Annotated in this window: 24 protein-coding genes and 1 pseudogene; 12 read left to right on the forward strand and 13 right to left on the reverse strand. The window is 60.1% G+C overall.

The window, feature by feature from the left end:
* Positions 1 to 69 precede the first annotated feature (69 nt).
* Entirely contained in the window at positions 70 to 507 is a 438-nt protein-coding gene (locus X727_RS136045; RefSeq protein WP_023835434.1) for a pseudoazurin, read from the reverse strand.
* 139 nt (positions 508 to 646) lie between these two features.
* Between X727_RS136045 and X727_RS136040 the strand changes: the two genes are divergently transcribed.
* Positions 647 to 1,348, forward strand: a complete 702-nt coding sequence (locus tag X727_RS136040) for a Crp/Fnr family transcriptional regulator (protein ID WP_023835435.1) — start codon at positions 647 to 649, stop codon at positions 1,346 to 1,348.
* Positions 1,349 to 1,351: 3 nt separating this feature from the next.
* Here the strand turns inward: X727_RS136040 and X727_RS136035 are convergent, their stop codons facing one another.
* The 3 genes from X727_RS136035 to X727_RS136025 all read right to left on the reverse strand — a co-directional run bounded on the left by X727_RS136035 (position 1,352) and on the right by X727_RS136025 (position 2,956).
* A complete protein-coding gene (locus tag X727_RS136035) occupies positions 1,352 to 1,567 on the reverse strand; it encodes a DUF1858 domain-containing protein (protein WP_023835436.1) in 216 nt (71 codons plus the stop codon).
* Positions 1,568 to 1,737: 170 nt separating this feature from the next.
* Positions 1,738 to 2,433 carry a VIT family protein gene (locus X727_RS136030; protein WP_023830194.1) on the reverse strand — a complete coding sequence of 232 codons (696 nt, stop codon included), beginning with the start codon at positions 2,431 to 2,433 and terminating at the stop codon, positions 1,738 to 1,740.
* 4 nt (positions 2,434 to 2,437) lie between these two features.
* Positions 2,438 to 2,956: a cytochrome b gene (locus tag X727_RS136025; protein WP_031203602.1), complete on the reverse strand. Its 519-nt coding sequence runs from the start codon at positions 2,954 to 2,956 to the stop codon at positions 2,438 to 2,440.
* 680 nt (positions 2,957 to 3,636) lie between these two features.
* Here X727_RS136025 and X727_RS1000000169340 point away from each other — a divergent pair.
* From X727_RS1000000169340 to X727_RS136015, 3 genes are read left to right on the forward strand one after another with little or no spacing between them, the layout of a single operon-like run.
* On the forward strand, positions 3,637 to 3,939 hold the full coding sequence (locus X727_RS1000000169340) for an FMN-binding protein (RefSeq protein ID WP_023835439.1): 303 nt from the start codon (positions 3,637 to 3,639) through the stop codon (positions 3,937 to 3,939).
* Positions 3,940 to 3,964: 25 nt separating this feature from the next.
* On the forward strand, positions 3,965 to 4,687 hold the full coding sequence (locus X727_RS136020) for an FAD:protein FMN transferase (protein WP_245274240.1): 723 nt from the start codon (positions 3,965 to 3,967) through the stop codon (positions 4,685 to 4,687).
* Positions 4,684 to 6,195: an RnfABCDGE type electron transport complex subunit D gene (locus tag X727_RS136015; protein ID WP_023835441.1), complete on the forward strand. Its 1,512-nt coding sequence runs from the start codon at positions 4,684 to 4,686 to the stop codon at positions 6,193 to 6,195. The genes X727_RS136020 and X727_RS136015 overlap by 4 nt, the downstream gene beginning before the upstream one ends.
* 7 nt (positions 6,196 to 6,202) lie before the next feature.
* Here the strand turns inward: X727_RS136015 and X727_RS136010 are convergent, their stop codons facing one another.
* Genes X727_RS136010 through X727_RS136000 form a run of 3 tightly spaced genes read right to left on the reverse strand, consistent with a single transcriptional unit; the run spans position 6,203 to position 8,555 of the window.
* Complete coding sequence (locus tag X727_RS136010; protein ID WP_023835442.1) at positions 6,203 to 7,546, reverse strand: HAMP domain-containing sensor histidine kinase; 1,344 nt, start codon at positions 7,544 to 7,546, stop codon at positions 6,203 to 6,205.
* Positions 7,546 to 8,211 carry a response regulator transcription factor gene (locus tag X727_RS136005; RefSeq protein ID WP_023835443.1) on the reverse strand — a complete coding sequence of 222 codons (666 nt, stop codon included), beginning with the start codon at positions 8,209 to 8,211 and terminating at the stop codon, positions 7,546 to 7,548. Before X727_RS136005 ends, X727_RS136010 begins: the two co-directional genes overlap by 1 nt.
* On the reverse strand, positions 8,208 to 8,555 hold the full coding sequence (locus tag X727_RS136000) for a PepSY domain-containing protein (protein WP_245274241.1): 348 nt from the start codon (positions 8,553 to 8,555) through the stop codon (positions 8,208 to 8,210). Before X727_RS136000 ends, X727_RS136005 begins: the two co-directional genes overlap by 4 nt.
* Before the next feature lie 110 nt (positions 8,556 to 8,665).
* Between X727_RS136000 and X727_RS135995 the strand changes: the two genes are divergently transcribed.
* From X727_RS135995 to X727_RS135985, 3 genes are all read left to right on the forward strand, one after another.
* Positions 8,666 to 8,899: a hypothetical protein gene (locus tag X727_RS135995; RefSeq protein ID WP_023835445.1), complete on the forward strand. Its 234-nt coding sequence runs from the start codon at positions 8,666 to 8,668 to the stop codon at positions 8,897 to 8,899.
* 28 nt (positions 8,900 to 8,927) lie between these two features.
* On the forward strand, positions 8,928 to 9,467 hold the full coding sequence (locus X727_RS135990; RefSeq protein ID WP_031204840.1) for a DUF2231 domain-containing protein: 540 nt from the start codon (positions 8,928 to 8,930) through the stop codon (positions 9,465 to 9,467).
* Positions 9,468 to 9,583: 116 nt separating this feature from the next.
* Complete coding sequence (locus tag X727_RS135985) at positions 9,584 to 10,282, forward strand: CBS domain-containing protein (protein ID WP_023835447.1); 699 nt, start codon at positions 9,584 to 9,586, stop codon at positions 10,280 to 10,282.
* A 118-nt stretch (positions 10,283 to 10,400) separates the two neighbouring features.
* Here the strand turns inward: X727_RS135985 and ccmE are convergent, their stop codons facing one another.
* The 5 genes from ccmE to X727_RS135960 form a co-directional block, all read right to left on the reverse strand.
* Positions 10,401 to 10,844 (reverse strand): cytochrome c maturation protein CcmE, encoded by a 444-nt coding sequence (gene ccmE, locus X727_RS135980; protein WP_031204842.1) that lies wholly within the window; start codon positions 10,842 to 10,844, stop codon positions 10,401 to 10,403.
* A 134-nt stretch (positions 10,845 to 10,978) separates the two neighbouring features.
* Positions 10,979 to 11,248, reverse strand: a complete 270-nt coding sequence (locus tag X727_RS135975) for a DUF6455 family protein (protein WP_023835449.1) — start codon at positions 11,246 to 11,248, stop codon at positions 10,979 to 10,981.
* Positions 11,249 to 11,365: 117 nt separating this feature from the next.
* The gene (locus X727_RS135970) at positions 11,366 to 11,821 is read right to left on the reverse strand and encodes an NUDIX domain-containing protein (RefSeq protein WP_023835450.1); all 456 of its coding nucleotides are present in this window, start codon (positions 11,819 to 11,821) and stop codon (positions 11,366 to 11,368) included.
* Between the two features lie 23 nt (positions 11,822 to 11,844).
* A complete protein-coding gene (mgtA, locus tag X727_RS135965; RefSeq protein ID WP_023835451.1) occupies positions 11,845 to 14,475 on the reverse strand; it encodes a magnesium-translocating P-type ATPase in 2,631 nt (876 codons plus the stop codon).
* A complete protein-coding gene (locus X727_RS135960; protein ID WP_023835452.1) occupies positions 14,475 to 15,287 on the reverse strand; it encodes a universal stress protein in 813 nt (270 codons plus the stop codon). The genes mgtA and X727_RS135960 overlap by 1 nt, the downstream gene beginning before the upstream one ends.
* Positions 15,288 to 15,489: 202 nt before the next feature.
* Between X727_RS135960 and X727_RS135955 the strand changes: the two genes are divergently transcribed.
* The 3 genes from X727_RS135955 to X727_RS135945 all read left to right on the forward strand — a co-directional run bounded on the left by X727_RS135955 (position 15,490) and on the right by X727_RS135945 (position 18,717).
* Positions 15,490 to 17,046, forward strand: coding sequence for a PAS domain S-box protein (locus X727_RS135955; protein ID WP_031204847.1), 1,557 nt, complete (start codon positions 15,490 to 15,492; stop codon positions 17,044 to 17,046).
* On the forward strand, positions 17,033 to 17,650 hold the full coding sequence (gene fixJ, locus X727_RS135950; protein ID WP_023835454.1) for a response regulator FixJ: 618 nt from the start codon (positions 17,033 to 17,035) through the stop codon (positions 17,648 to 17,650). Before X727_RS135955 ends, fixJ begins: the two co-directional genes overlap by 14 nt.
* A gap of 680 nt (positions 17,651 to 18,330) precedes the next feature.
* Positions 18,331 to 18,717 (forward strand): hypothetical protein, encoded by a 387-nt coding sequence (locus X727_RS135945; RefSeq protein ID WP_023835456.1) that lies wholly within the window; start codon positions 18,331 to 18,333, stop codon positions 18,715 to 18,717.
* 124 nt (positions 18,718 to 18,841) lie between these two features.
* On the opposite strand, the gene X727_RS135940 is transcribed toward X727_RS135945, so the two are convergent.
* The gene (locus X727_RS135940; RefSeq protein ID WP_245274242.1) at positions 18,842 to 19,201 is read right to left on the reverse strand and encodes a cytochrome c; all 360 of its coding nucleotides are present in this window, start codon (positions 19,199 to 19,201) and stop codon (positions 18,842 to 18,844) included.
* Positions 19,202 to 19,484: 283 nt separating this feature from the next.
* On the opposite strand from X727_RS135940, the gene X727_RS135935 reads away from it, so the two are divergent.
* Together X727_RS135935 and X727_RS0134990 are read left to right on the forward strand one after the other, a co-directional pair.
* The gene (locus X727_RS135935) at positions 19,485 to 20,309 is read left to right on the forward strand and encodes a universal stress protein (RefSeq protein WP_023835458.1); all 825 of its coding nucleotides are present in this window, start codon (positions 19,485 to 19,487) and stop codon (positions 20,307 to 20,309) included.
* A gap of 272 nt (positions 20,310 to 20,581) precedes the next feature.
* Positions 20,582 to 20,776: pseudogene (locus X727_RS0134990) on the forward strand (5-aminolevulinate synthase); the annotation flags it as partial.

A 20,776-nucleotide genomic window follows, 5' to 3' on the forward strand; every position in this document is an offset into this window, starting at 1 on the left:
ACCGCCGCCCTCGGTCCGTCCGGCCCGTGCCCGCCCTTTTTGCGGCAGGCATGCCTGTATCGATTGCTGTCAGTTCGCAGGAACCTGGGTGAACAGGTCGGCGAACACCGTTTTTGCCTTCCCAGGATGCTTGACCGCCTTGGCGGAATCGAGATTGACCGGCTTGCCGACAACGATCAGTGCGACCATCCCCATGCCGTAGTGGGGCGCGCATTTGACGCCGTAGACGCCCTCCTTTGTCACCGTGACGGTAATTTCCTCGCTGGGCTTGCCCTTGAAAGGCTCAGCGCCATCCGGAAGCATGCCCTTGATCGACTCGGCGTCGTGTGTCTTGTCGGTCGGCACGAACTTGACGGTGTCGCCGGGTGCCGCCTGGACGAAGGCCGGCTGGAAAACCATTGCGCCTTTTTCGCCCTTGTTGAGCATTTGCACCACATGCTCTTCAGCGCTTGCGCCGCTTGCGAGCGCCAAGAGGGAGATTGCGGCAGCGAGGATGGTGAGTTTCATCGATTTGTCCTTTGTTTCGTCTTCGCGGCGTTGCGCCGTTCCATGCCATTTAGCTTGATGCGGCCCGAGACAATTTGCGCTGGCGCAAACTCGGGATAAGAAAGGTCTGACCTGAACGCTGGGGCGTGGGGAAATCCGCTTGGTTCTGCTGGATCGATCGCTGATATCGAAGCTGCCGCTCTTCCAGGGACTGACCCCTGACGAGCAGAGCGAGCTTCTCCAAAGCGCGAGATCGTCACGCTATGCCAAGGACTCCGCGATCTTCGAGCAGGAAACCGAGGCCCATTCGTTCTTCGTGTTGATCTCTGGCCACATACGCGTCTTCCGCACCACGCCGGATGGACAGCAGGTCATCGCCAGGTACATCAGCGAAGGCGAGATCTTTGGCGTCGCCGCAGCCCTTGGCCGGACGACCTATCCCGCCAGCGCAATCGCGGCGGTGGACTGCGTGGTACTGGCTTGGCCCAACCCCCTATGGCCTGATCTGTCGAGACGCTTCCCCGTGTTTGGGGCAGCCACCTACAGGACGGTTGGAAGCAGGCTGCAGGAGACGCAGACGCGGGTGGTGGAGATGTCCACGGAACAGGTGGAGCAGCGGGTTGCGCATGCGCTGCTGCGACTGGCTAACCAGACCGGCCGAAAGACCGACAGTGGCATAGAGATCGACTTCCCGATTTCGAGGCAGGACATTGCGGAGATGACGGGAACGACGCTGCACACCGTCAGCCGGCTCCTCAGCAAATGGGAAGAGAACGGAATAATTGTCAGCGGGCGCCAGAGAGTCACGGTCAAAGATGCGCATCGCCTTGTGGTTCTGGCCGAGAACCGGGTAAAAGACTGATCGTCATCGTTCTCCTCGAATGGCCAATTCGAGTTCGACGAGAAAGTCGCCCTCATCGACTTGATGTTCACGGCATGCCTCAGTCACCGTATGGAAAGTGCCTATCGGACAGCCGACGCAGAGCATCTTGTGTCTCAGCACCACAGCGACCGTTGCCGGCCATTTCCTCATGATTTCGTCGACGACCATATCGGGTTTGATCGAACTGCGCTGTTTCATGATGACGTCTCCGCGATTTGCGAAGCCCTCTTCATAAATCCGGCTCGGACTGCCTTCGTTGCGCTTACGCAACTTCACAGCAAATGCGCTGAACCGCTCTCTGAGCAGGACTGTTTTGCGCGAGGAACAAGTGTTCGGTCATCGACAGAGATCAACGCCGGACAAGCGGATCAGATGGCGGTACCAACCGCGGCGCCAATGCCGGCGGTCAGCGCCATGGCCAGCGCTCCCCAGAAGGTGACGCGAACAGTTGCCCTCAACACCTTGGCGCCGCCCGCCTTGGCTCCAATGGCCCCGAGAATCGCCAGGAACAGGAGCGAGGCAACAGACACGGTTGCGGCAAGCCACGCGGCTGGTGAAACGAACACCATTGACAACGGCATGGCCGCGCCAACCGAAAATGCCGCCGCCGAAGCCAGCGCCGCCTGGATTGGTCGCGCCGTCGTCACTTCCGAAATGCCGAGTTCGTCGCGCGCGTGGGCGCCAAGCGCATCCTTCGCCATCAACTGGGTGGCGACCTGCAATGCGAGCGTTTGCTCCACACCACGCTTGACATAGATGTCTGCAAGTTCCTGTCGCTCGAAGTCTGGCTGCGTTGCCAACTCGCCTCGCTCACGGTCGAGGTCGGCTCGCTCGGTATCGGACTGCGAACTGACCGAGACATATTCGCCGGCCGCCATCGACATCGCACCGGCGACCAACCCGGCGACGCCGGCCACCAGAACGTTGGCGGCCGCTGCATTGGCCGCCGCGACGCCCACGATCAAGCTGGCCGTCGACACGATGCCGTCATTGGCGCCAAGCACGGCGGCGCGCAGCCAGCCGATGCGCGATACAAGATGGTTTTCACTGTGCAGGCGGCTCATGACATCACGGCGCGCGCCGTCCGGCGGGTCGCAGCATCCTCACCAGCACATCCGATTTCACATAGAAATGTTGCCACAGCGCCGCTACGGCATGGAGGCCGACGACAATGATGATCACCGGCTTGGCGAGTTCGTGTATCTCACCCATCGCTCGAAAGCTGAAGAACCATGCCAGCGCCCCAGTGATCGGCATCCCGAAAATGAAAAGATACAGCAGGAAATGGGCGGCCGCGGCAATCCGTTTCAGCCAGACGCTTTCTTCGGGCGGCGCCGCCGGTACACCATGCCGCAGACGGACCGCAAACCGCCAGATGGCCAGCACCAGAACGGCCAAACCGACATAGACATGAAGGTTCGCGTTGAAGATGTCGTCAGCTGCCGGCTCGGTGCCGCGCGAGAATGCCCGGTAAGCCGGCTTGATGTCCTCGCCAATTAAAAGCTGAAGGACGATCAGCACTGCGATAGTCCAATGCAGCACTATCTGGGTTCCGGAGTATCCGGTCGGCTCGTTGGCAACAGTCACAGGCAGTACCTCGCTTGAGAGAACCTTCCTACCACGCTGCTTATGCGACAACCTTGATCCAGGACAAGTCAATTTGCCGCCTCCCTTGAGCTTTCACGGGCCCCTCGCAGCTCGACTTCGGCTGACAGCCAGTTGTCAGCTTGGTCGTGGGATATTGCATCCGAAGCGGGCCAGACGGATCGCCGTGCGAGATTCAACGTGGAAACAAAATTCCGATGAAACAGATTGCCTTGTCACTTTTCGTGATCGCCGCCTCTGGCGCTTATGTCTGGGATCAGGCCGGCAAGGAACCGGCGAACGATATGCTTGGCGAAGTGCTGCCGGCCAACGCAGCCGAAGCGCCTTCCGTGCAGCCAACAGAGCCGGCATCCGCTGCTGCTTCGCCGGTGCTTCGGACCTTGCCGGCGCCCTCACCCCAGTTCAGAACAAGGTTCCCGGTCGCCAGGGAAACGACGGCTGGCATAGCAGCGCCCGCCGAACGGTCAAATGATCCAGTCAAGCAGACAGTGGTTCCAGTGGCACCACAACCGTTACCAATGCCGCCGGCGCAGCCAGTGACGCCGGCTGTCACAGATACTGCGTCGTCAGCGCCTTCATTCGCCGTAACGCCCGTCTACATACCAGTCGCGCAGCCGAGGCCGGCATATCCGGAAGCACCAGCACGTGTCGTCCGGGTGGGCATGAAGCTCGCCGCACAGGGCTATGCCGATGGCGTCTACACCGGCCCCACGGCCGATGCCTACTACGGCATCATCCAGATTCAGGCCCTCGTACAAGGCGGGCAGCTTACAGCGCTGAAAGTGCTGAAATATCCATCCGACCGCCGCACCTCCGTCAGCATCAACAGGCAGGCGCTGCCCGTGCTGCGCGACGAAGCGATCAGCGCACAGAGCGCCAATGTCGACATTATTTCGGGAGCGACGCTGACCAGCAGGGCTTTCATCCAGTCGCTTCGCGGCGCGCTGAAGCAAGCGTCGTCGTAGGTCCATGCGCGAAACGCGAATTTTGATGGGCATGCCCATCACGGTCGATGTCGGCGGCGCGTGGAACGGGGAGCTGATCGACACGGCCTTCGGCTATTTCGAGCATATCGACCTGCGCTTCAGCACATACCGGGCCGACAGCGAGATCACAGCCATCAACCGCGGCGACATTCCCGTCGTCGAGTGGAGCGGCGAGATGACCGAAGTGTTTGCTCTCGCACGGCAGACGAAAGACGAGACGGACGGCTACTTCGACATTCGCAAGCCCGACGGTTCGCTCGATCCTTCCGGCATCGTCAAGAGCTGGGCCATCCGCAACGCGGCAGCCATCGTTCAGCGAGCCGGTATCAGCGATTTCTTCATCGAGGCGGGAGGCGACGTCCAGTCCGGCGGCAGGAATGGCTCGGGCCAGGACTGGAGCGTCGGCATCCGCAATCCCTTCAACGGCCACGAGATCGTAAAGATCGTCTATCCCCGTGGCCGCGGTGTCGCGACCTCCGGCACCTATGTCCGCGGTCAACACATCTACAACCCGCATGCAATTGGCAGTCCAATTCAAGACATCGTCAGCCTGACCGTGATCGGCGCCGATGTGCTCGAAGCCGATCGTTTCGCCACCGCTGCCTTCGCCATGGGGCGGGACGGCATTCTCTTCATCGAGCAGACGCCTGGCATGGAGGGCTATGTCATAGACACCAATGGCCGCGCTACGCCGACCACCGGGTTCGGAGCCCTTTGCCTGCCATGATCAAGACCATCGACCGTTTCCTCGATCACCTGACAATGTACAGGCTGGTCCTCTACTATCTGATGGCGCTGGTCGGGGCGGCGTTTGTGCTCGGCTTCGTCAAGCTGGTGCCACATGATCCGATTGCGCTTGCCTTCACGACAGCGCTTGCGCTGGCCGCCTGCTGGATCACCAACAAGGTCTTTGCGCAAGTCTTTGCAGTGCCGGCGAACAACGAGTCCGTCTATATCACCGCACTCATCCTGGCACTCATTCTCGATCCGGTAGCAGTCACTGACATAAAGGGGATTGCGGCGGTGGCATTCGCAGCCGTCTGGGCGATTTCGTCCAAATTCATTCTCACCATCGGCCGAAAGCACCTTTTCAATCCGGCTGCGCTGGGCGTGGCGCTGTCCGCGCTGCTGCTCGACCAACCGGCCACCTGGTGGGTTGGCGGCAACCTGCCGCTGCTTCCGCTTGTTCTCTTCGGCGGCATGCTCATTGTGCGGAAACTGCGCCGGCTTGATCTTGTGTCGACCTTTGTTGTCGTGGCGCTGGCGACCATTTTGGCAACAAGCGATCCGTCGCAGTACGGGACCGCGCTTACGGAGACCCTGGGTTCGTCGCCCATGCTGTTCTTTGCCTTTGTGATGCTGACCGAGCCGCTGACGGCGCCGACGATGCGTTGGCCGCGCATTGCCTTTGCCGCGATCGTCGGCTTTCTGTTTGCTCCCAACATCCATATCGGCTCGTTCTATTTCACGCCGGAACTGGCGCTGCTCGCCGGCAACCTGTTTGCCTATGCGGCCGGCCCGAAGGGACGGTTTGTGCTGACGCTCGAACGCATCGAACAATCGGCTGTCGACAGCTTTGACTTCATCTTCCGTTCGCCGCGTAAGCTCGCCTTTGAGGCCGGCCAGTATCTTGAATGGACGCTTGGCCTCGATCGTGCCGACAATCGCGGTAACCGCCGCTATTTCACGGTGGCCTCGGCGCCTACGGAGGAAACGGTACGCCTCGGCGTAAAGTTCTATCCGCAATCAAGCGCCTTCAAGCGCGAATTGTTGACCATGAAGCCAGGCAGCACGATCCACGCCGCGCAACTGGCCGGAAACTTCACGCTGCCCGCCCGGCGTGAAACCAAGATCGCTTTCCTGGCCGGCGGCATCGGGATCACGCCATTCCGCTCGATGCTGCAATATCTACTTGATCGCAAAGAGCGGCGACCGATCGTCATCCTCTACGGAACCGAGGGACAGCAGGACATCGCCTATCGCGACGTGCTTGGCGCGGCCAGGCAGGAACTTGGTATCAAGACGGTCCACGCTGTGGCGCAAGGGCGCGAGCGCGGGCAGTATCCCGGCCACATCGACGAGCGCCTGATACGGCTGGCCATGCCCGACTACCTCGAGCGCACTTTCTACATTTCCGGCCCGCAGGCGATGGTCAAGGCGCTGCGCCAGAAATTGCTGGCGATGGGTGTTCGCCGCTCGAAGATAAAGGTCGACTATTTCCCGGGCTTTGCCTGAAGCGCGCTCAACTGTGTCGCGGCAAGGAAATGGTCACGACCAGACCAGGATCGGCGTTGGCCATGGCAAGGCGGCCGCCATAAGCTTCGACGATGTCGGAAACAATGGCAAGGCCAAGGCCTCTGCTGCCGCCCTTGCTGTCGAGCTGGACACCACGTGACAGCGCGGACTCGCGATCGGCATCCGGTATACCTGGACCATCATCAGCAACACTGATGGTCACCTCGTCCCAATCGGTGGATGCACCGACACGGACTGACGATTTTGCATAGCGCGCGGCGTTCTCGACCAGATTGCCGAGAATTTCCGACAGGTCGCCTTCGTCGATTGGCGCCATCAGATCTTCCGCGACCCCCATCGTGAAAGAAAGCTGCGTGCCACTTGGCGTTCGTTTGACGACGGCAATGACGCCAGCCGCCACGTCCGACACAAGGCAGGATGCCTTGCCGGAGACGCCGGGCGCGAGGCGTGCACGGGCGAGCTCCCGCTCGACATGGCGCCGGATCGCTCCGGCGCTCTTCTCGATCTCGTCGGCGAGATCCGTCTCGCCTTTTTTTCGCAGGGCACGGATGTCGGCCGACAGAACTTGCAGCGGCGTCTTGAGGCCATGCGCAAGATCGGTGGCGCGTGAACGCGCCCGAGCGAGAGCCTTCTCCTGCGCATCGAGAAGACGGTTGATTTCGTCAGCGAGCGGCTGCACTTCGCTTGGTGCCACCACATCGAGCCGTGCTGTTCGCTGTGCTATCACGCTTCCAACGGCAGCACGTAAGGTTTCCAGCGGTGCAAGGCCGATGGTGATCTGGATGAAAAACGCGGCCATGAGGACTGCCGCGAGCATCAGGAGAGCCGGAGCAAGGTCGCGGACATATTCGCTTACAGACACCTCAACGGTTCGATGATCTTCGGCCATGACAGCGCGAAAGGAACGGCCTCCGGCATCGATGATCGTGCGCTCGACCGCAATACTGAGTTCTCCGCCCGGCCCGGTGAACTCCTCCACCTTTCGCACCCCACCAGTTTCGCTGTGGGCAGGCAGGAGCAGCTTGGCATCCCACAATGATCGCGAACGCTCGAGGCTGCCGGTGACGATGTCCTCCACCTGCCAGTAGTAGCCGGAGAGCGGATTGGCAAACCGCGGGTCGGTTAGCACTGGGGTCACGACAAGGCGGCCATCGCTTGTGAAGGTCGTCGCGCCGATCAGTTCGTTGAGGTCGACTGTCAGTTCGCCCACCACGCGCCGCTCGACGTGCAGTTCGAACAGATAGCGCAAGCCGGCGCCGGCGATGCCGAGCGCGACAAGAATCGAGATCGTTGCCGTGAGCCACAACCTGAAGCGGATCGAGTTATCCATCAGATGGGACCGTCGGGCATCAGATACCCGAAGCCGCGTCGTGTTTCGATGACATCGCTGCCGAGCTTCCGTCGCAACCGAGCTACAATGACCTCGATCGCGTTCGGATCGCGGTCGTTGCCTGAATCGTAGAGATGCTCGGCCAGTTCGGTCGGCGCCACCACCCGCCCTGCGTGATGCATCAGAAACGCCAGGAGCCGGTACTCCAGCGGCGAAAGCGAAACAGGAATGCCACGAAGCGAAATGCGCATCTGGCGCGTGTCCAGAAGCAGCGGGCCGGATCTCAGAACGGGCGTGGCCTGCCCTGCCGAGCGACGCAGGATCGCCCGCAACCGAGCGAGCAGTTCTTCCATTTCAAAGGGCTTGGGAAGATAGTCGTCAGCACCGGAATTGATGCCGTCCACGCGTTCGGTCCACATGCCTCTTGCAGTCAGGATGAGAACCGGAAACCTGCGTTCATTGGTCCGCCAACGCTTCAAGACCGTAAGACCATCGAGCTTGGGCAATCCGAGATCCAGAATGGCGGCGTCATAATTCTCGACATCGCCTGCGAACCAGGCCGCTTCGCCATCCTTTACGATATCGACAGCCATTCCGGACGCCTTGAGGGCGGCCGTGATATCGGCAGCGATACGGGGCTCGTCTTCGGCCAGGAGGATCTTCATCGATCACCCTCCCCATCGCGCATAATGACACCCGCACCGGCGTCTACGTCGACGGTCTTTCGCCGGCCATCGGCACCCACCACCTGAAAACGGTAGACCCATCTGTCGGCCATGCGGATGAGATCGACCGCAACAACATCGCCGGGAGCTTTGGCGCGGACAACGTCCAGTATATTGGCAAGTCCCTTGATTTCGCCGCGTTCGTACAAATCCCGCGCCCGGTCATGGTCGCCGTCATCGTCCTCGTCGGCACGGGCAACGAGAGGCGTGGCCAGGACAAGTCCCGCAAGACACAGCGCCGCTAAACGCTTCCATCGTCTTTTCATCGGCAAGGCATGTTGCACGTTGCAGCTTTCAATTTGCTGTCAGTTATCCTCAGCCCACAGCAAGCAAAGGGTCCATATCAGGGCATCATCGCGTCCAATCATGGCCGCGCCGAGAAGGATACGAGACCATGCGCGATTCCATGCTTGTCCTTGCAGCACTTGCAAGCCTCACGATCTTTGCCCTGCCGGCGGCCGCTGAATCGGACGGAGGATCATGTGAGGCGTCATCGTCTGTTGTCCCATCCGGCCCGATAGATCTGCAGGCCATCCCCATGCAGGACGCCTCCACCCCGAAAGCCATCAAGGGTGGCGACGATGTGTGCGACGACCAGCAAGGCGATGAAGCCGACGATAACGACTAGGTCTCCCCTTCGCTGTGCATGGCCACCAATGTCGTGGGCGAAGGCTCGTTTCAAAGCAGGCAAATTATCCAAAGTTCCTTGCCAATTTCTGGAGAGTTTCGTGATCCCTATTCAACATATCCACCCCATGCTTGTTCATTTTCCTATTGTTCTGATCTATCTGCTCGTGGCTATCGACCTTGTAGCGCTCGTTGGCGGCAGCGTCGTCACCAGAAGATCGAGCGCCGGTACGATCTCTACTTTTGTGGCACTTGCTGCCGGAGTGTTCGCCATCGGGACCTGGTTCTTCGGCGGTCTTGCCCTGGATCATGCCGAAGCGGCCGGTTTCAGCAGCGATGTCGCAGAAATCCATGAAAGCTTGGGGGGTATCACTGCCGTTGCCTTCATGATCTGGGGACTTGTGCGGCTCGCCCTTTGGGTGCGGAACCGTGACATGCGGGTTGTAACGATCGCCATTCCTTTGATTGAAGTTGGCGGAGCGATGCTGGTGACCGCGACGGCCTACTATGGTGGACTGCTGGTCTATGAACTTGGCGTGAATGTAGCCAAGAGCGCGATTGCTGGTTGACGGGAATGCCGACCTTCCTTTGGACCATTTGCCTTGAGAGCAAAATGATCCAGATCAAGGCCCTTCCTGCATGTGTTTTTTAAGAAGTCGGAGAATTGGAAACTCCGGAGAGCGACATGCAAGCCGAAGCCATAATGAGCAAGCCGGTCATCGCAATAGATCCGTCCGCATCGATCGCCGAGGCGGCCGGATTGATGCTCACCAACAAGATCAGCGGCCTTCCCGTCATTCGCAGCGACGGTTCTCTTATGGGGATCGTCAGCGAAGGTGATTTTCTTCGCCGCAGGGAACTGGGCACGCAGCGCAAGCGCCCACGCTGGCTGGAGTTTCTGGTTGGCCCGGGAAGCCTTGCCCAGGAGTATGTCCTCGCCAATGGACGGTTGGTCGAGGAGGTGATGAGCGACAGCGTCCTGACCGCGCCTCCCACCGCGTCGATCGAGCAGATCGTCGAACTGATGATCAAGCACCGCGTCAAACGCATCCCGATCGTCGAGCATGGAATGGTCGTTGGCATGATTGCCCGCTCCGATCTGCTCCGCGCGCTGTTGCGCGTTTCGACAAGCGCGGCGTCAAACGCCGCCAGCGACAACGAGATCCGGCAGAGAATTGTCGCGGAGTTCTCGGCACAGAAATGGGCCAATGCCGATTTGATCGGCGTCGTCGTGGAAAATGGCGCGGTCGAATTGAGTGGCGCCATATTCGACGAACGCCAGCGCCAGGCGGCCATTGTCGCCGCGGAAAACGTCGCCGGCGTCAAGATGGTGAAGGACAATCTCTTCTGCGCCGGGCCGATGTCCGTGCTGCTGGTTTCCTGAACTGGGGAACCGTGCGTCGCGGACGCACCGCGCGATCGGTGTAAACCAGGCTGGCGGCCGAGCCACTGGCTGCGACCGATTAGTGTCGCGCTGAGCGGCGACTTTTACAATCACCAGGCTACTCACCGTTGCTTTCTTGCCAGACGCCCTTGGCCTTGAGTCCGTCGGCCACATCCTTGGGCATATAGCGCTCGTCATGCTTCGCCAGAACGCTGTCTGCGACGAATACGCCATCCGGATTGAAGGAGCCCTCGGTGATGACGCCCTGCTCCTCACGGAACAGATCAGGAAGGATACCGATATAGGTGACCTTGACCGATTTTTGCGTGTCGGTGACCGAGAAGGCGACGGTTGCGCCGTGCCCGCGGGTGATACTACCTTTCTCGACCAAACCGCCCAGCCTGATGCGCTGGCCGGGCTGCACACTGGCAGTGGTCAGCTCGGCTGGCATGTAGAAATAGGAGGCTTTCTGGCCGAGCGCATAAAAGGTCAACCCGGTGGCCGCGCCGAGGAAGGCCAGCCCTCCGATGATCACAGACAGTCGCTTCTGCTTGCGGGTCACGGCAGGTTACTCCGGCGCCGCCACGCCAAACGCAGCGGCGTCGGCGTTAAATCCATTGGTTTTGTCATCATTCACAGCAGTGCTGCAATTGAGCGGTGACGTCCGTCGAGCGGCCGCGTCCTGTGTAGGAGCCGCTATCGCTCGCCAGATACGTGTTGCAACCGGGCAATCAGGTCACGGTTGTGGCAAAAGTCCGGTGGCTCGCTCGCATGCTCGTGTTCATCGAGCCAGGTCATACATTCGTCCTGATGGCCGCAGGCACGGCAGCGGTTCACCGCCCGATTGGTGACTGCCGCATGGTCTGCCACGACCTTCAAATGTCTGTCGACGCCGAGCGTCCGCATCATGCGACCCATCAGAGCCGTTCTGGCGTCGACCGAAATCAGGTAATCGAGAAAGCTCATATTGATCACTCCTGCCTACTCGCCATCATTGCCATGCTGGCGGCCAGCGGCGTTGATCTTGATCAAGAGGCGGCATCCTTCCCAACCTCTGAGCCCTTGGAAAGGGAGCATGCCGCGCTAAACAGAAGCGACGAGCCAGTCTATAAAGGGCCGCTGACCGGCAAGCAGTTTTACCCGGGCCAGATCTAGGTCCAGCCACGCACAGCGATCCACCTCGGGAAATGACTGCATGCGGCCGCTGCGTCGTGGCCATTCCATCTCAAAAATGTTGCTGCGCAACGTCGCGACATCGAAATCGCCTTCAAGCGCGAAAGCAGCAATGAGTTTGCTCTTTCGCTGGCGCAACTCTCCCAGATTGAGCAGGATCCCTTTGGGCTCCCAGCCTGTCTCTTCCTGGAATTCGCGCCGCGCTGCCGCTTCCGGCAGTTCGCCTTCACCGTACTCGCCCTTGGCGATGGACCAGGCGCCAAGATCTCGGCTTTGCCAGAAGGGGCCGCCTGGATGGACAAGCAGCACCTGCAGCCCATGGATCGATCTGCGAAAGGGCAGAATGCCCGCGCTTCTTTTCATCATCGCTTGAAGCCTTCCCTCATGGCCTATGATCTCGGATAGGCCACGTGAGGCTTGAGCTCTCCGTCGATCAGCTGCCCCGCCCTCCTCCGGTGCGACTGGCGGCTCTCTTGCCCGAAGAACCAGCGCTTGGTCGCCTCCGAGGCCAGGACATAGAGCGCAGTGATTGCGACAAGCCCGGCAAGCACGGGCAGCGGCAAAGGCACGAAGCCGAACCAGGCAGCAAACGGCAGATAGGGGATGATGATCGCGACAACCCCGACAGCCAACGTAAGCCAGGCGAGCAATGGGCTCGGACGGCTGGTCCAGAAAGCTCTGTGCGTGCGCACAATGAGCACGATCGCAAGCTCTGTCAGCAACGATTCGACAAACCAGCCCGTCTGGAAGGCAGCCGCCGTGGCGTGCGCGACGAACAGCAGGAACGCGAACGTGGCGAAATCGAACAGCGAACTGACCAGGCCAAAGCTGATCATGAACCGCCGCACGAAACGGATGTCCCAGTGGCGCGGCCGGCGCAGCTGGTCTGGATCCACGTTGTCGCCTGCGATGGCGAGAGAAGGAACGTCGGAAAGGAAATTGTTGAGCAGGATCTGTGTTGCCAGAAGCGGCAGGAAAGGCAGGAAAAGCGAGGCGATAGCCATGCTGATCATATTGCCGAAATTGGCACTGGTGGTGATTGAAATATACTTCATCGTGTTGGCGAATGTCTTGCGGCCATCGTCGACGCCGCGCACCAGCACGCCCAAATCCTGCTTGAGGAGGATGATATCGGCGGCCTCGCGCGCGACATCGACAGCGGTGTCGACCGAGATGCCGATGTCAGCCTCATGGAGGGCGGGCGCATCATTGATGCCGTCGCCAAGGTAACCAACGACATGGCCCCTGCTCCGCAAGGCCTGAACGATGCGCTCCTTCTGGTTGGGATCGATCTCGACGAAAAGATCGGTGTGCTGCACGCCTGCAAAAAGCGCGCTCTTGGTCAATTTCGAAAGCGCCTCGCCGGTCATGATCCTGTCGGCGCGCAGGCCGACCGCCTGCGCAAGATGCGCGGCAACATAACGGTTGTCGCCCGAAATGATCTTTACCGCGATGCCGCGGTGGGCGAGCTCGGCAAGTGTCTCCTTGACGCCTTTCTTCGGCGGGTCGAGAAAAAGCAGGAAGCCCGCGAAGGCGAGCTCGATCTCATCTTTCCTGCTGAACGCTTTCCGGTTCTCAAATCGACGGATCGCCACACCCAGCACGCGGTAACCGTCCGCGCTCCAGCGCCGGAATTTGTCGTCGATCGCCGCACGGTGCGTTGCATCGAGGGGTTCCAGCCCCCTGGCCGTGCAGACGGAGCCGCAGGTCTGGAGAACATTCTGCACGGCGCCTTTGGTGATCAGGAGATCTCCGGCATCCTTGCTCCGCACAACAACGGATAGGCGCTTGCGGATAAAATCGTAAGGAATCTCATCGACCTTCGTGAAGGCAGCAAACGATGCGCCCTCGCCCGGCGCAGCGGCGATCGCTTCGTCCAGCGGGTTCTTCAGTCCGGTCTGCAGGGTCGCGTTGAGACGGGCCCAAAGCAGGATGTCGGCTGACGGATTGGCATCGACATCGAGCCACCCGTCGAGGTGGATGACGCCTTCCGTCAGCGTGCCGGTCTTGTCGGTGCACAGCAGGTCCATGCTGCCCAGATTCTCGATAGCATCGAGACGGCGCACGATGACGCCATTGGCAGCCATCGCGCGAGCCCCTCGAGCCAGCGTCACACTGATGATGGCCGGAAGGAGTTCCGGCGTGAGGCCAACCGCGAGCGCCAGCGAAAACAGCAGCGATTCAATCAGCGGTCGATGCAGCATCAGGTTGGCGAAGAACACCAGGATGACAATCGCCAGCATGATCTCGGTCATCAGATAGCCGAACTGTCTTATCCCCCGGGCAAACCCCGTTTCGGGGATCTTTCGCTCCAGGGCCGCGGCGATCGATGCGAATTCGGTGCGGGCGCCTGTCGCCGCGGCAAGCACAGTCGCGGTACCGCTGCGAACCGATGTGCCCGTGAAGACTGCATTGGTGCGCTGGGAAAGCGAAGCCTCTGGCCCCGACCGCCCCGGTGTCTTCACCGCGGGAAAGGTTTCACCGGTCAGCAGGGCCTCGCTGACATTGAAATCGCGCGCGTCCAGAATGATACCGTCCGCGGGGATGAGGTTTCCTGCTGAAAGCCGGATGACGTCGCCCGGCACGATGTCTTCGGCAGCAATCGAACACTCGACGCCGTCACGCAACACAATGGCCTTGCGCGAAATACGCTGTTTCAGGGCCTCGGTCGCCCGCGACGCGCCATATTCCTGGGTGAAGCTCAGGATGCAGCTTGCCAGCACTATCGCACCGATGATCGCAGCCTCCTGGCCCTCACCGACGAAAGCCGACACGCTGGCTGCGAAAATGAGGATCAGGACAAGCGGGCTGCGGAACTGGCGGGCAAACATGACCATGGCCGACGCGCTCGACTTCGACGCCGGTGTGTTTCGACCGAATTTTGCCAGCCGCGATGCGGCCTCGGAGGCGGCAAGCCCCGATGGCGACGTCTCGAGGCTCCGCAGAAGGTCATCAGTCTCGATCGACCAATAAGCGGCGCCGTCCGGCGGCACGGATTGCTGGTCAGCTTCGCCTGTCATCAATACGACAGGAAGCGGCTGATGCCGCTCTCTTCGATCAGCGTGCGGGTGACGCCGCCAAACGCCCATTCCCGCAAGCGGCTGTGGCCGTAGGCGCCCGAAACGATCAGGTCCGCGTGAATCGAGCGTGCGAAAGTCACCAGCCGGGCGCCATCAGCCTCGCCGGAGATCAACTCGGTTCGCGCCTTGATGCCATGGTGCCCAAGAAAGGCGGCGACATCGTCGAGGCTGTTACGAATGCTCTCGTCACGACTGTTGTCAATTGTGGCGACGACAACCTCGTTCGCCTTGGCCAGAAACGGCAGTGCATCGGCTATCGCCCGCCGTGCCTCCCTGGTGTCCTTCCAGGCAACCAGCACGGTTTTCGCGCGGATATGCTCCATATTGCCGGCAGTGACCAGAACTGGCCGCCCGGTCCCGAGTGCTAGGCTGCCAATGTCGACAGCGCGAAAGACATTGTCTCCATCGCCACCACCGGTGACGATGAGATCGGTCGCGGCCGCTTTTGCACTGAGCAGGCGGGTTGGACTGCAGACCGCTTGCCCCCATTCGCTTGTGACCGAAGCTGGGACAAGCGTCTCGAACACGTCACGTAATTCGGCGAGCCGCTTTTCGATTTCCGTTCGTTGGATCTGCATGACCTCGCCCTCGTAGACCATGCCGTCGCCTGTTGCGACCAGAGGCGGGACGTCAGCGGCCGCCAGGCCGATCAGATGCGCTCCAAATCGTTCGGCAAGTTCGATCCCAACCTGAACAATGGGCGCAGGAGCCTCATCGATGGCGAGGTTTACGATAATTGACTTGTAGGACATTGCGGATGCCTTTCGATGAAACGGTGCAATTGCGTGATGGATCGCATTCGTCAGCGTCCGGTGCCTTGATGCGCGTCAAAGACCCGCCAATTGCGCCTACCAACGGAATCTCTTGCGGAACCGCCGTCGCGATCTGTTTTGCCTGTGCGATGAGAAGTGATAGGTAGCCCCGGTAGCACCGTCTCGAACCCAGGAATTTCAGGTGATCAAAGACGAAGCGCTCAGTTTGTCGCCCGGTGGGACGACACTGAAAGCCCTCTTGTCGCGGATGTTCGATCAGGCTCCGGGCTTCATCGCGCTCATGCGCGAGCCGGGTCACGTTTTCGAACTGACCAATGCCGCCTACCAGCGGTTGATCGGCAACAGGCAGGTGATTGGAAAGTCAGTCCGGGAAGCCTTTGCCGAGTTCGAAGGAGATGAGTTTTTCGGACATCTGGACCAGGTCTACACGACCGGCGAGCCATACAGAGGCCAGGGCGTAAAGGTCGGCCTTCGCAACAAGGCCGACGGGCCGCTCGAAGAGCGCATCCTTGATTTCGTCTATCAGCCCATCAAGTCCGACGATGGCCGTATCACCGCGATCTTCATCGAAGGCACGGATGTCAGCGAACTCTCCTTTGCAAACGCAGCTCTTCGGCTGCGTGAGGACCATTTACGATCGATCCTGGCAACAGTGCCGGATGCAATGGTCGTCATCGATGAGCAAGGCGGGATCCAATCGTTCAGCACAGCCGCCGAAACATTGTTTGGCTATCAGTCAGGTGAGGTCATTGGCCAAAACGTGAAAATGCTGATGCCCCCGCCCTACCGCGACGAGCATGATGCCTATCTGCTTCGCTACCTGACCACCGGAGAGCGCCGGATTATCGGGCTCGGGCGCACCGTCACCGGGATGCGCAAGGATGGTTCGACCTTCCCGATGGAGCTGTCCGTCGGCGAAATGAATCCTGGAACCGGACGCTTCTTTACCGGCTTTTGCCGCGACCTGACTGAACGCCACCGGGCGGAAGCAAGAATCCAGGAGCAGCAGCAGGAGTTGCTTCACATGGCGAGGTTTACCGCACTCGGCGAAATGGCCTCGACGCTTGCTCATGAGATCAACCAGCCGCTTACCGCCATCACCAACTACCTCAAAGGCAGTCGTCGGCTGCTCGAGAAGAGTACGGAAGAAAACGCGCCTATGCTGCGGGATGCCGTGGAAAAGGCAGCTGAGCAGGCCCTACGGGCAGGAGACGTCATCCGTCATCTCAGGGATTTTGTTGCAAGGGGCGAAAGCGAGCGTCAGGTCGAACGATTGCCAGCGCTGATTGAGGAAGCCTCATCGCTGGCCCTGGTCGGTGCGAGGGAGACAAATGTCCTCGTCAGCTACAAGCTTGACCCTGCCGCCGAACTGGTCTTGACCGACCGCATCCAGATTCAGCAGGTTCTGCTCAACCTGATGCGCAACGCGGTGGAGGCCATGCAGGATGCACCGCGCCGCGAATTGAAAGTCACAACCGTTGCTCGGGATGATGGGATGGCAGAGGTAAGCGTGATCGATACCGGCCCAGGTCTCGCGCCGGAGGTCTCGGCTCAACTGTTCCAGCCATTTGTCACCACAAAGAAGCAAGGCATGGGTGTCGGCCTTTCCATTTGCCGCACCATCGTGGAATCGCACGGTGGTCATATATGGGCCGAGGCAATGCCGGCCGGCGGGACCGCTTTCCGCTTCACCTTGCGCATCGTAGATAAGGAAGAGGTCACAAATGGCCGAGAGTGATCTGGTGGTACACGTGGTCGACGACGACGTCGACGTTCGCAAGTCGCTCGGTTTTCTGCTGGCCACGGCAGACTTCGCTGTACGCCTGCACGAATCGGCCACAGCTTTCCTCTCGACGGCGACGGGCAGTCTCGACGGCTGCATTGTTACCGATGTGCGCATGCCGGGCATAGACGGCATCGAGTTCCTGCGCCAGCTCAGAGCAGGCGGGCATAGAATCCCGGTCATCGTCATGACTGGCCACGCCGATGTGGCGCTAGCCGTTCAGGCAATGAAGGAAGGCGCTTCCGATTTCATCGAGAAGCCGTTCGACGATGAAATGCTGATCGAAGCGATTCACTCCGCTCTGGCCAACCGCAATCAGTTCAATGCGGCGCATCCGCAGTCAGCCGATATCCGCGGGCGTCTGTCGACCTTGTCGGAACGCGAGCGGCAGGTCCTCGACGGGCTCGTGTCGGGTCTGCCGAACAAGACGATCGCCTATGACCTAGGAATCAGCCCGCGTACAGTCGAAATCCATCGTGCCAATGTCATGAGCAAGATGGGCGCCGGCAGTCTATCACATCTTGTGCGCATGGCGTTGATCGTGGAATCCAGACCCTAGGGAGAACCTTCTAAAGGATTGCCAGTTCTGGCCTGAACCTTCTCAGACTCCCACTCGCGCCAGTGCGTCGGCCGGATGTCAACACGGGCGCCGGTGGTGGCGTTCTTCCAGCCTTCTCGACTCCTTACGCACGGAAATACCAGTGCATGCGTCCCCTCTTCGTCGAAGACGGCGAGTTCGAGGTCGCGACCATACGGTGCGCTTAGGATTGGGTTCCACATCGTCTTAGCTTTGAGGAAAACAGCGCAGCGCGCTTTGACATGGATCATTTTCGAGGATTGCTGAACTTTTGTCCGCAAGACGGCACCCTGCCTTGATCTTGATCAAAGACGCTTCCGTCGAGCAGTCTATCGTTCCATTTCAAAGGAGAATTGCGATGCAGAACATCAAGGTCGACGAGGCGCTGTGGGCGTCCAGTATGTTGCTCGAGGGCATATACCGGAGCGTCGGTTCATTGCCAGCGGCGACACAATCAAGGCCAGCGAGCGAATAGCCGAGTTCGCGTCGAAGACGCGCTTCACGAGATTGTCGCGCCGGCAGGTGGCCGCGCGACGATTGTCGCCGCAGCAAATGCCGTTATCAAACCCGGCTCGATCCTGGCAACGCTGGAGTTCCAATCCGCGTGAAGCATTCGAGCGCGACAATTGCGCTCATCAACAATAACTCAAGGACGTTAAGACATGCAGATTCAACATGCCGTCGCTTGGCTCGACCATCGCGAAGCCAAGGTGTTTTTCTTCAATCGTGAGTCAGCCGAAAGCGTCAGGCTTGCCACTACGCTGGCGCATCATCAGACTCATAACAAGGCAGGCAGCATCGACGGCAAGCGTGCGCCGGAAAACGAAGCCTTCTACCACGATGTGGTCAACGCCCTGCAGCCGGCCAAGGAATGGCTGATCGTGGGACCAGGATCGGCAAAGGATGAGCTGGCCAGGCATATCCGCGACCACCATGCGCACTTGAAGGACCGCATTCTCGGTGTTGAACCCGCGGATCATCCTACGGAGGCCCAGATCGTGGCGCACGCGCGGTCGTTCTTCCGTGCCGCTGACCGGATGTTGCGCTAGCTCCATCTGGAGTTGCTCTGATGGAGACTGCAAGGTCGATTACATGGTACAGAGCGACCTGGATAAACTCCGATCGCGCTGTCGATCTGTCAGGCTCGGTCGGTCGCTGCGCCTATGACCTCGATCACGGTTGCTGCAAGCTGCCGATGTAAGCGATTATCGCCTCGATCTGGTCAGGGCTCGCAACCCACTCGGGCATGTCTGGATGGCCCGTCGAAATTCCCTCGGCGAGGGCTTCCTCGAGATCCGCGATCGGATAGCGCTTCGACAAGGTGCGAAACGCCGGTGCGTCGGGATGGGTGCTTTTATCGGTTTTTCCAATGGAGTGGCAGCGGGCACAATTGAACTCGACCAAAGTATGACCGCGTTCCGTCAGGCTGTTGGCCTGTGCGGGCAGCACGGAACCAACCAACACCACCGCAGGGGCGCAAACCGATCGAAACCACCGCCGCCAGCAACGCCCTTTGCCCATATTGCTGCTCATGGTTGCGCCCTTCGATTTACGCGACTGTCTTCGCCGCAGCGTCCTCGATTGCTGCATGCCGAATTGCGACGGTCGGGGATGGGTTAGCATGATCGGCACTCCATTGTGATTGGTGCAAACAAAAGTGTTCGTCATGCGACGCTAACACTGTTCGTCGCCAAGTCGTTGATCCGGATCAACAGATGCTATCGGGCCTGCCGATATCGTTCCCGCGTTTGACACGCATCAAGGTCGCTGCCCGTTCTTCGTGGCTAGCTCGGTTGAACACAAAGGGGCTACCGCGATGGCTTTCAAAACGATCATGGTTCAACTGGACGTGGACACCATCGCCGCGCCACGCATCTCCATGGCTTGGGATCTTGCTCAACGACATAATGCCGATCTGATCGGATTCTGTGCAGCGGAGCCGCATTTTGTCATGCCAACCGGCACCGATGACCAGGCCGCGACCAAGGCGTTGTGGTGTCAGGTGGAGGAGATAGAGGGCCGCCTCAACTGTTTGAGAGAGGAATTCCTGAGCACGGTCAACGGCAGCAATCGCGCCTCGTGGCGCGGAGAAATAGGACATCCCACTCGCCAGCTCGCACTCAATGCGCGTGCCGCCGACCTGATCCTAACTGGCTCGCCGGCGGTTGACCTGATCGTCGACCATCATCGTATGCTGGATCCGGCAAGTCTCATTCTTGCAGCCGGCCGCCCGATACTTGTGGCGTCGGAAACCTCTGCCCCGATCAGAGCTGAAAGCATCCTGATAGCATGGAACGATACGCGGGAAGCACGCCGCGCTGTCGTGGACGCAATGCCCCTTCTGGTCGAGGCCAGAAATGTTGTGGTCGTATCCGTAAACAGGGGAAACGCCGCGCCTCCGGACGATGTTGCGGACGTCGAGCGCTTCCTGGCACGCCACGGGGTGAAGGCGAGATCGGAAGTTTTGGATGCGCACTTCTCCGAGCCGGCGGACCTGCTCCTCCAGATTGGTAGGGAGAATGCCGCTGATCTGATTGTCCTGGGTGGCTATGGCCACAGCCGTGTCCGTGAAATGACCTTTGGCGGCGTCACGCGTTCAGTGCTGCGCAGCGGATCGTTGCACCGCTTCATCTCGAACTAAGCAATAAGGCGTCTTGGCTCCCTGACGTTGACATGGATCAAGGTTGGCCTTTCCGGCGAACAGCTACATTAACCCTGCCAAGTTGAGCGTAGCCGCTGATTGAGGGCGCAAGACACCGCGGGCAAACGCGGGCGCGCAGAGCGATCATCATGCAGACGACAAGACTTGGTAAGGGGCCGCCGCACTGTCCTTGGGCCACGGATGAAAATCCAGGCGGCGGGCATGGTGTGGCGGCACCAACGGATTGCTCGACAGCAATAGGGATTGCCGACATGAACTATCAGCGGTTCTTCGAGGAAGCGATCGACCAGCTCCACGCCGAGCGGCGCTACCGGGTTTTCGCCGATCTCGAGCGCATTGTCGGCAAGTTTCCGCGCGCCATCTGGCGTTCAAACGGCCGCGCCGAGGAAATCACCGTCTGGTGCTCCAACGACTATCTCGGCATGGGCCAGAACCCCGATGTCATT

Origin of the sequence: Mesorhizobium sp. L103C105A0 (assembly GCF_000502215.1) — a bacterium.
Taxonomy (GTDB): Bacteria; Pseudomonadota; Alphaproteobacteria; order Rhizobiales; family Rhizobiaceae; genus Mesorhizobium.

Bases quoted from the DNA above. Each gene is read 5' to 3' on its own strand.
- X727_RS135990 (WP_031204840.1), top strand. From the start codon at position 8,928: ATGTCGTGGGCGAAGGCTCGTTTCAAAGCAGGCAAATTATCCAAAGTT.
- X727_RS135970 (WP_023835450.1), bottom strand. From the start codon at position 11,821: ATGATGAAAAGAAGCGCGGGCATTCTGCCCTTTCGCAGATCGATCCAT.
- X727_RS136030 (WP_023830194.1), bottom strand. From the start codon at position 2,433: ATGAGCCGCCTGCACAGTGAAAACCATCTTGTATCGCGCATCGGCTGG.
- X727_RS135975 (WP_023835449.1), bottom strand. From the start codon at position 11,248: ATGAGCTTTCTCGATTACCTGATTTCGGTCGACGCCAGAACGGCTCTG.
- mgtA (WP_023835451.1), bottom strand. From the start codon at position 14,475: ATGACAGGCGAAGCTGACCAGCAATCCGTGCCGCCGGACGGCGCCGCT.
- X727_RS135960 (WP_023835452.1), bottom strand. From the start codon at position 15,287: ATGTCCTACAAGTCAATTATCGTAAACCTCGCCATCGATGAGGCTCCT.
- X727_RS1000000169340 (WP_023835439.1), top strand. From the start codon at position 3,637: ATGAAGCTCGCCGCACAGGGCTATGCCGATGGCGTCTACACCGGCCCC.
- X727_RS136015 (WP_023835441.1), top strand. From the start codon at position 4,684: ATGATCAAGACCATCGACCGTTTCCTCGATCACCTGACAATGTACAGG.
- X727_RS135995 (WP_023835445.1), top strand. From the start codon at position 8,666: ATGCGCGATTCCATGCTTGTCCTTGCAGCACTTGCAAGCCTCACGATC.
- X727_RS135985 (WP_023835447.1), top strand. From the start codon at position 9,584: ATGCAAGCCGAAGCCATAATGAGCAAGCCGGTCATCGCAATAGATCCG.
- X727_RS136005 (WP_023835443.1), bottom strand. From the start codon at position 8,211: ATGAAGATCCTCCTGGCCGAAGACGAGCCCCGTATCGCTGCCGATATC.
- X727_RS136010 (WP_023835442.1), bottom strand. From the start codon at position 7,546: ATGGATAACTCGATCCGCTTCAGGTTGTGGCTCACGGCAACGATCTCG.
- X727_RS135940 (WP_245274242.1), bottom strand. From the start codon at position 19,201: ATGAGCAGCAATATGGGCAAAGGGCGTTGCTGGCGGCGGTGGTTTCGA.
- X727_RS136035 (WP_023835436.1), bottom strand. From the start codon at position 1,567: ATGAAACAGCGCAGTTCGATCAAACCCGATATGGTCGTCGACGAAATC.
- X727_RS135935 (WP_023835458.1), top strand. From the start codon at position 19,485: ATGGCTTTCAAAACGATCATGGTTCAACTGGACGTGGACACCATCGCC.
- X727_RS135945 (WP_023835456.1), top strand. From the start codon at position 18,331: ATGCAGATTCAACATGCCGTCGCTTGGCTCGACCATCGCGAAGCCAAG.
- X727_RS136045 (WP_023835434.1), bottom strand. From the start codon at position 507: ATGAAACTCACCATCCTCGCTGCCGCAATCTCCCTCTTGGCGCTCGCA.
- X727_RS136020 (WP_245274240.1), top strand. From the start codon at position 3,965: ATGGGCATGCCCATCACGGTCGATGTCGGCGGCGCGTGGAACGGGGAG.
- fixJ (WP_023835454.1), top strand. From the start codon at position 17,033: ATGGCCGAGAGTGATCTGGTGGTACACGTGGTCGACGACGACGTCGAC.